Annotated in this window: 12 protein-coding genes; 9 read left to right on the top strand and 3 right to left on the bottom strand. The window is 62.6% G+C overall.

Annotation, left to right across the window (positions count from 1 at the left end):
- The first annotated feature begins 4 nt into the window (after positions 1 to 4).
- From KF827_RS00670 to KF827_RS00660, 3 genes are read left to right on the top strand one after another with little or no spacing between them, the layout of a single operon-like run.
- Entirely contained in the window at positions 5 to 820 is an 816-nt protein-coding gene (locus KF827_RS00670; RefSeq protein WP_290998177.1) for an ABC transporter permease, read from the top strand.
- Between the two features lie 8 nt (positions 821 to 828).
- Positions 829 to 1,752, top strand: coding sequence for a polysaccharide deacetylase family protein (locus KF827_RS00665; RefSeq protein WP_290998173.1), 924 nt, complete (start codon positions 829 to 831; stop codon positions 1,750 to 1,752).
- Positions 1,752 to 2,492 carry an aspartate/glutamate racemase family protein gene (locus tag KF827_RS00660; RefSeq protein ID WP_290998166.1) on the top strand — a complete coding sequence of 247 codons (741 nt, stop codon included), beginning with the start codon at positions 1,752 to 1,754 and terminating at the stop codon, positions 2,490 to 2,492. Before KF827_RS00665 ends, KF827_RS00660 begins: the two co-directional genes overlap by 1 nt.
- Here KF827_RS00660 and KF827_RS00655 read toward each other — a convergent pair.
- Positions 2,470 to 3,174 (bottom strand): GntR family transcriptional regulator, encoded by a 705-nt coding sequence (locus KF827_RS00655; protein WP_290998154.1) that lies wholly within the window; start codon positions 3,172 to 3,174, stop codon positions 2,470 to 2,472. The genes KF827_RS00660 and KF827_RS00655 overlap by 23 nt on opposite strands.
- 121 nt (positions 3,175 to 3,295) lie before the next feature.
- Here KF827_RS00655 and KF827_RS00650 point away from each other — a divergent pair, with 121 nt between their 5' ends.
- From KF827_RS00650 to KF827_RS00625, 6 genes are read left to right on the top strand one after another with little or no spacing between them, the layout of a single operon-like run.
- Complete coding sequence (locus KF827_RS00650; protein ID WP_290998124.1) at positions 3,296 to 4,249, top strand: VOC family protein; 954 nt, start codon at positions 3,296 to 3,298, stop codon at positions 4,247 to 4,249.
- Between the two features lie 56 nt (positions 4,250 to 4,305).
- Complete coding sequence (locus KF827_RS00645; RefSeq protein ID WP_290998121.1) at positions 4,306 to 5,157, top strand: fumarylacetoacetate hydrolase family protein; 852 nt, start codon at positions 4,306 to 4,308, stop codon at positions 5,155 to 5,157.
- A gap of 51 nt (positions 5,158 to 5,208) precedes the next feature.
- Entirely contained in the window at positions 5,209 to 6,414 is a 1,206-nt protein-coding gene (locus tag KF827_RS00640; RefSeq protein WP_290998118.1) for an amino acid ABC transporter substrate-binding protein, read from the top strand.
- Positions 6,415 to 6,435: 21 nt separating this feature from the next.
- Positions 6,436 to 7,293 (top strand): branched-chain amino acid ABC transporter permease, encoded by an 858-nt coding sequence (locus KF827_RS00635; protein WP_290998115.1) that lies wholly within the window; start codon positions 6,436 to 6,438, stop codon positions 7,291 to 7,293.
- Between the two features lie 4 nt (positions 7,294 to 7,297).
- The gene (locus tag KF827_RS00630; protein ID WP_290998112.1) at positions 7,298 to 9,031 is read left to right on the top strand and encodes a branched-chain amino acid ABC transporter ATP-binding protein/permease; all 1,734 of its coding nucleotides are present in this window, start codon (positions 7,298 to 7,300) and stop codon (positions 9,029 to 9,031) included.
- Entirely contained in the window at positions 9,024 to 9,731 is a 708-nt protein-coding gene (locus tag KF827_RS00625) for an ABC transporter ATP-binding protein (protein ID WP_290998109.1), read from the top strand. Before KF827_RS00630 ends, KF827_RS00625 begins: the two co-directional genes overlap by 8 nt.
- On the opposite strand, the gene KF827_RS00620 is transcribed toward KF827_RS00625, so the two are convergent.
- Both KF827_RS00620 and KF827_RS00615 read right to left on the bottom strand, forming a co-directional pair.
- Positions 9,713 to 10,543, bottom strand: a complete 831-nt coding sequence (locus KF827_RS00620; RefSeq protein ID WP_290998106.1) for an aminotransferase class IV — start codon at positions 10,541 to 10,543, stop codon at positions 9,713 to 9,715. The two genes, KF827_RS00625 and KF827_RS00620, sit on opposite strands and share 19 nt — an antisense overlap.
- A gap of 6 nt (positions 10,544 to 10,549) precedes the next feature.
- The gene (locus KF827_RS00615; RefSeq protein ID WP_290998103.1) at positions 10,550 to 12,148 is read right to left on the bottom strand and encodes an ABC transporter substrate-binding protein; all 1,599 of its coding nucleotides are present in this window, start codon (positions 12,146 to 12,148) and stop codon (positions 10,550 to 10,552) included.
- Positions 12,149 to 12,307 lie beyond the last annotated feature (159 nt).

Below are 12,307 nucleotides of genomic sequence, written 5' to 3'. Positions count from 1 at the left end.
TGCCATGACCGAACGCATCGCCATCGGCTTCTGCATCCTCTGCATCCTGCTGGCATCGGCCTTTCTGCTGGCGCCGCTGGCGGTGATCGTAGCCACCAGCTTTTCGCCCACGCCGGTTTTCGATTTGCCTCCGCTCTTCGATCCCGGTGGCGCCTTGTCGCTGCGCTGGTATGGCCGCATCGGCAATCTGGATGGTTTCTGGCCGGCCTTGCTGCTTACCTTGCAGGTAGCGGCGCTTTCCACCGCGATCTCGCTGATACTGGGCACCATGGCGGCGATCGGCATCATCCGCGGCAAGCTGCCGGGCGGCGAGATTTTCGGCGCTCTGCTGGTTTCGCCGTTGATGCTGCCCGGCCTGGTGATCGGCATCGCGCTGCTGCAATTCTTCCGCATGGCTGGCCTTACCGCCGCCTATCCGGCGCTGCTGCTGGCGCATCTGATCATCACCCTGCCCTATGTGGCGCGCACCATGCTGGCCGGCCTCACGCGGTTCGACTTCACGCTGATCGAGGCCGCGCGCATGCTGGGTTGCAGCTTTCCCGCCGCGATCATGAAGGTGATGGTGCCGGCCTTGGCGCCGTCTTTCTTCACCGCCTCGTTCTTCGCCTTCCTGGCGTCTTTCGACAATTACCCGATCTCGATCTTCCTCACCGATGCACGCACCAAGACGCTGCCGATCAAGATGCTGCAATATATCGAGGAAGCGCCCGATCCCACCCTGGCGGCCTTGTCCAGCCTGATCCTGGCGGCCACCCTGGCCCTGCTGCTGATCGGCGACCGCCTGGTGGGCCTCAACCGCATGGCCGGAACCGGAGACTGAGTGTGCGTATGCAGCCGCGTTCGAACGACAATAATGCTTCCCCCATGCAGCGCGACCTGATCGGCTATGGCGGCAAGCCGCCGGCCATACGCTGGCCCGGCAATGCATCGGTGGCGGTGTCTTTCGTGGTGAATTTCGAAGAAGGCGCCGAATTCACCGTCTCGGGCGGCGACGACCATAACGAGGCAATCTACGAAGTGGTGCATCGCCTGGATGGCGCCGATCCCTGCATCGAAAGCCATTTCGAATACGGCAGCCGCGCCGCCTGGTGGCGTGTCATGGATCTGCTCGACCGCTTTAACGCCAAGGCTACGGTGAGCGCCTGCGGCCTGGCCGTGCAGCGTTCGCCGCTGCTGGCACGCGACGCGGTGGCACGCGGCCACGAAGTATCGGCCCATGGTTGGCGTTGGCAAAGCCATGCCGACATGAGCGAGGCAGACGAACGCGATTGCATCAGCCGCACCATCCAGGCCATCGAGGCGGCCACCGGCCAGCGGCCGCGCGGTTGGCATACGCGCTCGGCCAGTTCGGCCAACACCCGCCGCCTGCTGGTGGAGGATGGCGGCTTTCTCTACGACAGCGACGCCTATAACGACGACATGCCGTATTTCGTGAACGTGAGCGGCAAGCGCCATCTGGTGCTGCCCTATGCGTTCGATACCAACGACATGCAGTTTCAAAACACCCAGCGTTTCGCCCGCGCCGGCGATTTCTCCGGCTATGTAACCGATGCCTATGATTGGCTGGCCCGCGAAGGCCAAACCGCGCCGCGCATGATGTCTATCGGCCTGCATCTGCGCATGATCGGACGGCCCGGACGCATCGCCGCGCTGGAGCAGATCCTGCGCCATATCACGGAATCCGGCAGCGCCTGGATCGCCACCCGGGCGCAGATCGCCCAGCATTGGCTGGATAACCAACCGGCTTCCTGATGCGTCTGCTGCTGCTGAATCCGAATACCAACGCGGCGATGACCGAGCGCGTGCTCAGCGCCGCCTGGCGGCTGGCGCCGCCCGGCATGGAATTGCAGGCAACCACGGCGCGGTTCGGCGCCGAAGTGATCGCCAGCCGCGCCGGCTATGCAATCGCCGGCCACGCCGCGTTGGATGCCTATGCGGCCAGCGGCAAGGATTGCGATGCGATTCTGCTGGCCTGTTTCGGCGACCCCGGTCTTGCCGCCTTGCGCGAGATTGCCCATTGCCCGGTGGTGGGCATGGCCGAAGCCGCCTGTTTTCAGGCCGCCCATGGCAAGCGGCGCTTTTCCATCATCACCGGCGGTGCGCGCTGGCCCGCCATGCTGCGCGAATATGTACAGACTCTGGGCCTGGGCAGTCAGCTTGCCAGCGTGCGCGCATTGGCCGCCGATGGCGCCGGCATCATGGCCGACCCAGCGGCAGCGCAGGCGGCCATTCTGCACGCAGCCAAGGCCGCTGGCATCGAAGATGGCGCCGAGGCCATCGTGCTGGGCGGCGCGGCCATGGCCGGCATGGTGAATGGATTGGCCACGCAGATCGCAATCCCGGTGATTGATGGCTTATCCGCAGCCATGCTGGCAGCCAGCTATGCCGCGCAAACAGCCGCAGCCGGGCTCATCGCCCTTGAGCCAACCGCCACCCATGGCCTGTCGCCTGCCCTGGCGGGCCTGTTGGCTAAAGGCTCGGCGAAGCCTTGAGGATCATCGTGGTGCGGCGCAGATGCTCTTCCAACGCGGCCACCGCACGATCGGCATCGCGGGCGATGGCGGCATCGAAAATCGCCTTGTGTTCGGCCGGCACATCGCGGGGTTCGGTGCCCAGGGGCAACGACAGCCGGCGATAGCGCTCGCTCTGTTCATACAAAGTCGCACGCATGCGCTGCAGCCAGCTATTGTCGCAAGCCGCCACCAGACTTGCATGATATTCGCCATGGGCCTGCGACCAGGTTTCGCTGAGATGCTGGCTCTTGCCCTCTTCCGTCTCGCTGAGGCGCGACAGGCGGTGCCATGCCGCCACCAGATTGGTTTCCCAGCTCAAATCACCGCGCTGGATCGACATACGCAGGCACAGCGTTTCCAGCGCGATACGCGCTTCGGTGATGTCGTCCAGTTCCTTCGGCGAAACCGGATTGACCGTGTAGCCGCGCTGCGGCTCGGACCGCACCAGCGATTCCGATTGCAACATCGACAGCGCCTCGCGCACCGCGCCCAGGCTCACATCCAGCTCTGCCGCCAGCGCTGCGATATTCAGCTTGGTGCCCGGCAATAGCCGGCAGGCCAGGATATCGGACCGGATCTGCAGATAGGCGCGATGCGACTTGGTCGCGCCATTGCCGCCCGCGCCATTCCCTCCCGGGATCGACTCGGTTTGCGGTTTCAATTCGGTAACTATCCCGACCATTTCCACCCGAAAAATATATTGCTTGGCCAGAAATCTATGTGTTAGCCTTAAAATATACAAAAAAGCCCGATCAGACAAGATCGTGTTGGAGGAAACGGCAATGAAAAACACCAAGCGCCCCGGCGTGACCGGAATTCATTCCCTGGACCGCTTCGTATTCAGCGTGCCCGATCTTGGCATCGCCAGGGATTACTTCACCGCTTTCGGCCTGGATGTGCGCGATATGGGCAACCATATCGACCTCTACACATTCGACCACCCGCACCGCTGGGGCAGCGTTTACCAGAGCGGCCAGCCGAAGCGGCTGGAATACCTTACGCTGGGCGTATTCCAGGAAGATTACGAGCCGCTGCAGCATCGCTTGCGCAAACTCGGCATCCCCAGCGCCGATCCGCATCCGCTGGTGGATAGCCAGGGTTTCTGGCTGCGCGACCCCGACGGCATCCTGCTGCAGATCGCGGTCGCCGAAAAATGCGCGCCCGACCAGAAAGGCGCCGCCTATGGGCCGCTCTACGTGGACAATCCGATCGGCATCCCGATCGGCCCCAAGCACAGCACCGTGCCCAAGGTGCGCCCGGTGCGCTTGACCCATGCGCTGTTCTTCTGCACCGACGTGCCGCGCTCGATGAAATTCTACCAGGATGCTCTGGGCCTCAGGCTGTCGGACCATTCCGGCGAAGTGATCGCCTTCATGCACGGCCCGCATTCCAGCGACCATCACCTGCTGGCTTTCGCCAAGGCCGATAGCCGCGGCCTGCACCATACCAGCTGGGTGGTGCGCGGCATCGACGAGATCGGCCTGGGTGCCGAACAGATGAAGGCAGCCGGCTATGATGTGGGCTGGGGCGTCGGCCGCCATGTCGTGGGCTCGAACTACTTCTGCTACATCCGCGACCCCTGGGGCAGCTTCACCGAATATTCCTACGATATCGACTTCATCGGCGCCGAAACCGAATGGCCGGCGCTGGATTATCCGCCGGAAGATGCCCTGTCGCTCTGGGGCCCCACGCCGCCGCCGGATTTCATCATCAATCACGAAAAGCACGCTTCATAACGAAGCCGGTTTTTCGCAACCCCGGTCACATTCACCACACAGTCAGGAAAGCAAGTATGCGACTCGTCAATTTCATCGATGCCGGCAAAACCCAATTGGGTGCACGCAATGGCGATACGCTGGTCAACCTCACCGCCGCCGGCCTGCCGGACAGTGTGGATGCGCTGCTGAAACAGGGCGATGCCGGCATGGCCAAGGCCCGCGAGGCCGCCGCCAAGGCCGCGGTGACGCTGCCTTTTGCCAAGGCCAAGCTGCTGGCCCCGGTGCTCAACCCCTCCAAGGCCATCGCAGTCGGCCTGAATTATGTCGACCACGCAGCCGAGAGCCCCTACGACGCGCCGAAATACCCGGTGCTGTTCCACCGCTTTCCATCTTCCTGGGTGGCGCATGACGAGCCGCTGGTGAAGCCGAAAGTGTCGGATGAATTCGATTACGAAGCCGAACTGGCCGTGATCATCGGCAAGACCGGTCGCCATATCCCGAAGGATAAGGCGCTGGATTACGTGGCCGGCTATTCGCTGTTCAACGACGGCTCGATCCGCGACTACCAGTTCAAGTCGCATCAATGGATGATCGGCAAGAATTTCGATGCCAGCGCCAGCTTCGGCCCCGAATTGGTGACCGCCGACGAATTGCCGCCGGGCGCCACCGGCCTGCGCATCCAGGCACGCCTGAACGGCAAGGTGATGCAGGATGCCAATACCAAGGACATGATCTTCGACGTTGTCACGCTGGTGAATACCTGCTCGGAGATTTTCGCCTTGCAGCCGGGCGATGTGATCATCTCCGGCACGCCTGCCGGCGTTGGCTTTGCCCGCAACCCGAAGGTTTTCATGAAGCAGGGCGACATCATCGAAGTGGAAGTGGACAAGATCGGCGTGCTGCGCAACGGCATCCGCAACGAATAATCGCTTACCCGCGATAAAATCGGCAAAAACAAAAACATCAAGGAGGAAACGATGCTGAATATCAAACGCCTCGCCGCCGCAGCGGCGGTAGCACTGGGCTGCGCCGGGTTGTTCTCGGCGCAGGCCGTGGCCCAGGGCTCCGGCCCGATCCGCATCGGCGGCACGCTGGCCCTGACCGGCCCGCTCTCGGCCACCGCGCTGGTGCATAAGCTGACCGGCGAAATCTATATCGAAGACCTCAACAGCCGCGGCGGCCTGCTCGGCCGCAAGGTGGAATGGATCGTCAAGGACGACCAGTCCAAGCCGGAAGTGGCCCGCACGCTGTATGAACAGCTGGTCACCTCCGACAAGGTGGACCTGCTGATGGGCCCCTACGCTACCGGCGCGATCCTCTCCTCCATCGGCGTGGCCCAGCGCTACAACAAGATGATCATTTCGCACACCATGGGCATTCCCGCCCTGGCGAAATACGACATGCATTTCCCCGGCTGGTCGGTCGGCCCCAAGCCGGAAGATACCGTGCCGGTAACGGTGTTCGAGGGCCTGGCGCAGTTGCCCAAGCCGCCCAAGACCATCGCCATCGTGACCAGCAAATTCCCCTCCGTGCATTTCCTCTCGGTGGGTGCGCGCGAAGTGGCCAAGAAACGCGGCCTGCAGGAAGTGCTGTTCCTGGAATGGGAATTCGGCAACCGCGATTTCGGCCCGATCGCCGCGCGCGTGAAGGATGCCAAGCCGGATCTGGTCTGGGTGGGCGATATCGGCCTGGAGGGCAACATGCTGCTCGAGGCGATGAAGAAGATCGACTATGTGCCGCCGCTCAACATCCATCTCTATCCCGCGCCCGGCCCGATGGCCAATTCTCCTGAAAGCCAGGGTGCAATGGCGCTCACCATCTTCGAAGAACATAAGCCCTTCACCGACAATCCGGTGGCGGCCAAGTTCGTGAAGACCTTCAACGAGCGCGCCAAGGCAGCCGGTCTGCCCTACACCGCCGTGGAAACCCAGGCCGCCGCCTCTTTCTCGGCCTGGCAGATTCTGGAAGCCGCCGTGCGCGCGACCAACAGCCTGGACGACCGCAAGATGGCCGACTGGCTGAAGGCCAACCAGGTCGACACCATCCAGGGCAAGCTGCGCTTCGATCGCGGCAACAATTACGGCGACGACCTGATGCGCGTGAAGCAGGTTCAGGACAAGAACTGGGTGACCGTGTGGCCGAAGGAATGGGCCGCCCCGGGCGCTACCATCAAAACCCGTTAAGTTGAAACGCGAGTAGGTACGATGACGCTCCCAAGCCTGAACCTTCTTGCCCAGTCGATTCTGTCGGGCATTTTCCTCGGCGGCATGTATGGGCTGATCGGTTTAGGCTTGGGGCTTTCCTGGGGCCTGCTGCGGCAGATCAATCTGGCGCATTTCGGCTATGTCTTCCTGTCCGGCTATCTCTGCTATCAGATGACCCAGTATTGGGGCATGGATCCGCTGCTTGCGCTGCTGATCCTGCCGCCGATCTTCTTCGGCATCGGCGTGGTGCAACAATGGGCGCTGGCGCGCTTTCGCATCACCCCATTCAATTCCCTGCTGGTCACCTTCGGCCTCACGGTGATGATCGAAAGCCTGATCCAGTGGATCTGGACTGCCGATTTCCGCAAGATGCAGACCCATTACAACGAATTGAAATTCTCCGTCGGCGGCATTTTCGTGCCGATCCCCGAATTGTTCACGCTGCTGCTGGCCGTGGGATTGGCCTTTGCCATCTGGGCCGCCATGCGTTTCACCGATCTGGGCAAGGCGATGCGCGCCATGGCCGAGGATGCGCCGATCGCGGCCGCCTTCGGCATCAACGAGCGCGGCCTGTCGCTGCTGCTGTCCGGCCTCTGCGTGGCACTGGCCGCCGTGGCCGGCATCTGCTTCGCCGTCATCTTCACCCTCACGCCCACGCAGATTTTCTCCTGGGTTGGGGTGGTGTTTGCCGCCGTGATGCTCGGCGGCCTGGGCAGCGCACTCGGCCCGCTGGTGGCCGGCATCATCATCGGCGTGAGCGAGGCCATTGCCATGGTGCTGTTTGCGCCGAGCTGGGCACCCATCGTGTCCTTCTCGCTGCTCATCATGATGTTGCTGTTCCGCCCCGGGAGGGCCTGAAATCATGGACCGTCGTATTCTCACGGCCATTGTCGCCGGCGGCATCGCTTTGGCCGTTTTGCCCTGGATCGGGCTGCCGGCCTTCTATGAATCCTTCCTCTATCTGCTATTCCACTGGATCATCCTTGCGGTGTCGTGGAACATCCTCTCGGGCTACACCGGCTATTTCTCCTTCGGCCATGGCGCTTTCTTCGGCGCCGGCATCTATGGCGCGGCCTATATGGCCGGCACATTGGGCTGGCCTTTTCTGGCCAGCCTGCCGGTTGCCGCGCTGGTAGCGGTGGCGCTGGGCCTTGCCTTGGGCGCCGTGGTGTTTCGCGTGGCCAGCGTGCGCGGCGAATTGTTTGCGCTGCTTACCCTGGCCATCACCTTCGTGATCGCCACCATCATCCTCAACACCCGCATCGATGGCGGCCCCGGCATCTACATGATGGGCGTGGACATCCCCAAACTGGGCCCCAACCAGGCTTCCTCGATCTACATGATGGGCTTGATCCTGGCGGTGATCTCGCTGCTGGTGGCCTACATGATCTACGTCTCGCGCTTCGGCGCCGGCCTGTTCGCCATCCATGACGATGAAGACGTGGCCGAGGTGATGGGCGTGCCCACCTATCGCTTCAAGCTCTACGCACTCGCCGTTTCCTGCGCCCTGGCCGGCCTGGCCGGCGGCGTGCATTCGGTGTTCGTCTCCTACATCACGGTGTCGGAAGTGTTTTCCATCACCGTGCCGCTGAGCGTGGTGCTGATGAGCATCCTGGGCGGCAGCCGGCATTGGTTCGGCCCCGCCGTTGGCGCCGTGGCGATCACCTGCCTGCTGTATTTCTTCACCTCCGGCGATGGCGCCGTGCTGGGCCGCGCGATTTTCGGCGGCATCCTGGTGGTGGTGATCCTGTTCATGCCCAACGGCATCCTGGGCCTGTTTTCGCTGCTGAAGCGTATGAAGCGGAAGCCCGCGACCGAGCATGTTGTGCCGCATGCCGCCCCCGCGCCGGAAAAGGCCGCCAAGATCGGCGCACCGATCCTGCGCGTGCGCGGCCTGTCGAAATCCTTCAAGGGCCTGAAGGCGCTCAACGACGTGACGCTGGAAGTGCGCGAGGGCGAAATCCTCGGCCTGATCGGCCCTAACGGCTCGGGCAAATCCACCTTCATCAATGTGGTGAGCGGCCATTATCGCAACGATGGCGGCAGCATCGAATTCATGGGCCGCGAGCTTTCCGGCCAGGAAGCGCATTTCTTCGCCCAGGCCGGCATCGCCCGCACCTATCAAATTCCACGCCCCTTCGTGAACAAGACCGTGCTGGAAAACATCGCCATGGCCGGCATGTTCGGCGCGGCCGCCCTATCGCGCGAAGCCGCCATGCATGAGGCGCACGAATTCGCCGATTTCGCCGGCCTGGGCGACCGCAAGGATGCCCTGCCCGACGACCTGAATCTGCATCAGCGCAAATTCCTGGAACTCGCCCGCGCGCTGGCCGCACGGCCCAAACTGCTGATGCTGGACGAAGTGCTGTCCGGCCTCACGCCCTCCGAAATCAACGGCGCCATCGACATGGTGCGCCGCATCCGCGCACAAGGCACCACCATCATTTTCGTGGAGCATGTGATGCGCGCGGTGATGGCGCTGACCGACCGTATCGTGGTGCTCAATCACGGCGTGCTGATCGCCGAAGGCCTGCCGGCCGAAGTGATGAGCGCGCCGGAAGTGAAAACCGCTTATCTGGGGAAAGCCCATGCTTGAGGTGCGCGATCTGCGGGTGGGCTATGGCGCCGCGCCTGCCTTGTGGGATGTGAATATCAACGTGGCCGGCGGCGAGCTGGTCTGCGTTGTCGGCCCCAATGGCGCCGGTAAAACCACCTTGATCAATGCCCTGGCCGGCCTGAACCGCGCCACCAGCGGCAGCATTCGATTGGGCGGACAGGATATCACCCGCCTGGCGTCGCATCTTTTCTGCCAGGCCGGCATCGCCATCGTGCCGGAAAGCCGCCGGCTGTTCACCAGCATGACGGTGATGGAGAATCTGGAGCTTGGCAGTTTCCTGCCCGGTCCGCGCAGCCATCGCGCCCGCACGCTGGAGCAGGTTTGCACGCTGTTTCCGCCCGTGCGCGAAAAGCTGAACATGCCGGCCGGCTCGCTGTCCGGCGGCCAGCAACAGATGGTGGCGATCGGCCGCGCGCTGATGGCGCAGCCCAAGCTGCTATTGCTGGACGAGCCGTCGCTGGGCCTGGCGCCCTCCATCGTGATGGACATGTTCGACGCCATCCGCCGCATCAATGCCGATGGACTTTCGGTGCTGCTGGTGGAGCAGAATGTCAGCATGGCGATGAATCTGGCCAGCCGCGCCTATGTGCTGGAAGAAGGCCGCATCGTGATGGAAGGCGATGCCAAGGATCTGCTGCAAAGCCCGGAAGTGCAGAAGGCCTATCTCGGGCTGGATTGAATTTCCGCCAGCAGCCGGTCGTTCAGCTTTGCCGCCAGATCGTTCTGCCGCAGCATCTGCCCATCCAGGCTGAGCACCGGCTGCACCAGCCGCAGGCTGTTCACCACGAATACCGACCGGGCCTTATGCAGCGCTGCTATCACCAGGCTTTGCTCGCGCACCGCCAGGCCCAGCGCGGGCGCCGTTTCCATGATCGCGCGGCGCGTGATGCCCGACAGCACGCCATCGCTCAGCGGCGGGGTAAGCAGCGCATCATTGGCCAGGGCAAAGATATTGCCGGCAGATGTGCAGGCCAGGCGGCCCTGACTATTCAGCAACAGGGCATCATCGCTGCCCTGTTTTAACGCCGCTTCCAGCGCCAGAATATTATCGAGATAGCCCAGCGTTTTGTGCCGAGATTGCGGCGAAGTCTGGTTGCGCCGGATATCCGACACGACCAGCCGCAGCGGACCGCCGGCATCCAGCCGCCAGGGCACCATGCTGGCAAACACCTCGGGCCGCGGCGCGGCAGGCATGCGCAGGCCCCGTTCGCCCGGCCCGCGGGTTACCGTAAGCCGGAGCGCCCAGCAGCCGACGCCGGCCACGCGCGCCAGGTCGGCCAGCGCCTGTTCCGGCCGGTCGTCCAACGGCATATTCAACGCAAGCGCGGAGTCTTTCAGGCGCTGCAGATGCTCCGCCTTGCGCCAGATGTTGGCATCATGCACCAGCATGGTTTCGAACAGGCCATCGCCAAGCAGCAGGCCGCGATCATTGAACGGCAAGGTGAAGCTGTCGCCCTCGAACCGCCTCCCCTCATGCCAAAGCATCGCCATACGGCATCACCTGCGCGACAGAGTGCGGAAATCCACCTGGCGGTGGTGATAATACACGAAGCCCTGCAGAGTCTTTTGCGCCACCAATTCCTGTGCCGCCTGCCAAAGCAGGATGATCGGCACATCGCGGTTGGCAATCTCCACCATGCGGCGGGTCATCGCCGTGTATTGCGCCGGATCGGTTTCCCAGCGCGCATCCTGCGCCAGCCGGGTGATTTCAGGATTATGGTAATTGCCGTAATTCCAGCGCGTATCGCCCTGGTAGAAGATGCGAAAAAAATAATCCGTATCGCGCAGCCAGGCCGCCGATCCTTCGAAATAGAACGGCACTTCCTTTTTGATCAGCGCATTGCCGATCTGGCCGGCCGGAATCTTCTCGATCCGCAGCCTGATGCCGATCCGCGCCAGGCTTTCCTGCACCAGCAAGGCGGCCGGTTCAGCCACGCTGGCAATGCCGGCATCGAAGGAAAGGCTGGTTTCAAAGCCGCCGGCCAGACCAGCTTCGGCAAGCAATTTTTTCGCCTTGTCGAGATCGGCTGCATAAGGATGCGGCGCCGGAAAACGCCCGCTTTTATCCTCGCCGCTACCGCCGAACAGGGGAAAACCCCGCCCCAGCAAAGCGGCCTCGAACATCTGCCGATAAGGCAAGGCGTAGGCTATCGCCTGGCGCACCCGCACATCGTCGAACGGCTTGATGCCGGCATTCATGGCTATGAACTGGAAGGCATTCACCTGCGGTGTCGATACAACGTTGAACTTGCCGCTCTGTTCCATATCCACGATATCGCGCGGCAGAATATCCATGGCGATATCCGCATCGTTGCGTTCCACAAGCGCGCGCCGCGTGGCAGCAGCCGGCACCTGCTGCATGATCACCCGGCGCATGGCAGGCAGCGGCCCGACGGTCCAGCCATCATGGCGCAGCAATTCCAGCCGCTGGCCGGGTTCGAAACCGGCAAGCTTGTAAGCGCCGCCGCCGGCATCGTTGCTTTTCAGCCATTCCACGCCCCAAGGATCATCGGCTGCCGCATGCGCGCGCACCCGCTTGGCATTGATGATCACCGGAAACGACAGCGCAAGATTAGGCAATGTATAGCGATCGGCACGCGGCAGGCTGATGCGGATGGTATGGGCATCCAGCACGCTGAATTGCGCCGGATCGGTGAGCGACCCGGTGGCCAGTTGGCTCTTCGCCACGGTAACGCTGACCGCACGATCCAGCGACCATTTCACATCTTCGGCGGTGACCGGCGCGCCGTCATGAAACGTCGCGCCTTTGCGTATCTTGAAGGTGAGGGTTTTCCCATCAGCCGATTGCTCCCAGCTTTCGGCCAGGGCGGGGATCAGCGTGTTGTAATCATACACCAGATTGCCATTGGGCAGTGCCATGGTGCCGAAGGTGATCAGGCGATCGTAGGTATTCCAGCTATAGCCGTTGACGCGCGGATTGCCGCCCAATCCCGCCGGGTCCAGCGTGTTGGGCAATGTCTCCTGCACCACACGCAAGGTTTGCGCGCGCGGAATATCGGTTTGCGCCTGCGCCGGCATGGCCGCAAGCATGAACAACCCAACGAACAAAAGCGATTGTACTTTACCGATATGCATGACCAATCCACCCAACTGCGTTTACCGAAGCGCCTGCATGGTGGTTTATGCGGCCAGGGATTGCAAGCGCCTGCATGCGGCGGAATCATATGCCTGCCGACAAGGCGAAAAGCCTTGCCAAAACCGCACCTTGCGTTAAACCCATGGCGCTGTCGCAGA

The sequence above is a fragment of the Ferrovibrio sp. genome (genome assembly GCF_019636075.1).
GTDB lineage: Bacteria > Pseudomonadota > Alphaproteobacteria > Ferrovibrionales > Ferrovibrionaceae > Ferrovibrio.
Note: the sequence above shows the minus strand (reverse complement) of the source record. Positions and strands in the feature narration are given on the sequence as shown.

Bases quoted from the DNA above. Each gene is read 5' to 3' on its own strand.
- KF827_RS00670 (WP_290998177.1), top strand. From the start codon at position 5: ATGACCGAACGCATCGCCATCGGCTTCTGCATCCTCTGCATCCTGCTG.
- KF827_RS00665 (WP_290998173.1), top strand. From the start codon at position 829: ATGCAGCCGCGTTCGAACGACAATAATGCTTCCCCCATGCAGCGCGAC.
- KF827_RS00660 (WP_290998166.1), top strand. From the start codon at position 1,752: ATGCGTCTGCTGCTGCTGAATCCGAATACCAACGCGGCGATGACCGAG.
- KF827_RS00650 (WP_290998124.1), top strand. From the start codon at position 3,296: ATGAAAAACACCAAGCGCCCCGGCGTGACCGGAATTCATTCCCTGGAC.
- KF827_RS00645 (WP_290998121.1), top strand. From the start codon at position 4,306: ATGCGACTCGTCAATTTCATCGATGCCGGCAAAACCCAATTGGGTGCA.
- KF827_RS00640 (WP_290998118.1), top strand. From the start codon at position 5,209: ATGCTGAATATCAAACGCCTCGCCGCCGCAGCGGCGGTAGCACTGGGC.
- KF827_RS00635 (WP_290998115.1), top strand. From the start codon at position 6,436: ATGACGCTCCCAAGCCTGAACCTTCTTGCCCAGTCGATTCTGTCGGGC.
- KF827_RS00630 (WP_290998112.1), top strand. From the start codon at position 7,298: ATGGACCGTCGTATTCTCACGGCCATTGTCGCCGGCGGCATCGCTTTG.
- KF827_RS00625 (WP_290998109.1), top strand. From the start codon at position 9,024: ATGCTTGAGGTGCGCGATCTGCGGGTGGGCTATGGCGCCGCGCCTGCC.
- KF827_RS00620 (WP_290998106.1), bottom strand. From the start codon at position 10,543: ATGGCGATGCTTTGGCATGAGGGGAGGCGGTTCGAGGGCGACAGCTTC.
- KF827_RS00615 (WP_290998103.1), bottom strand. From the start codon at position 12,148: ATGCATATCGGTAAAGTACAATCGCTTTTGTTCGTTGGGTTGTTCATG.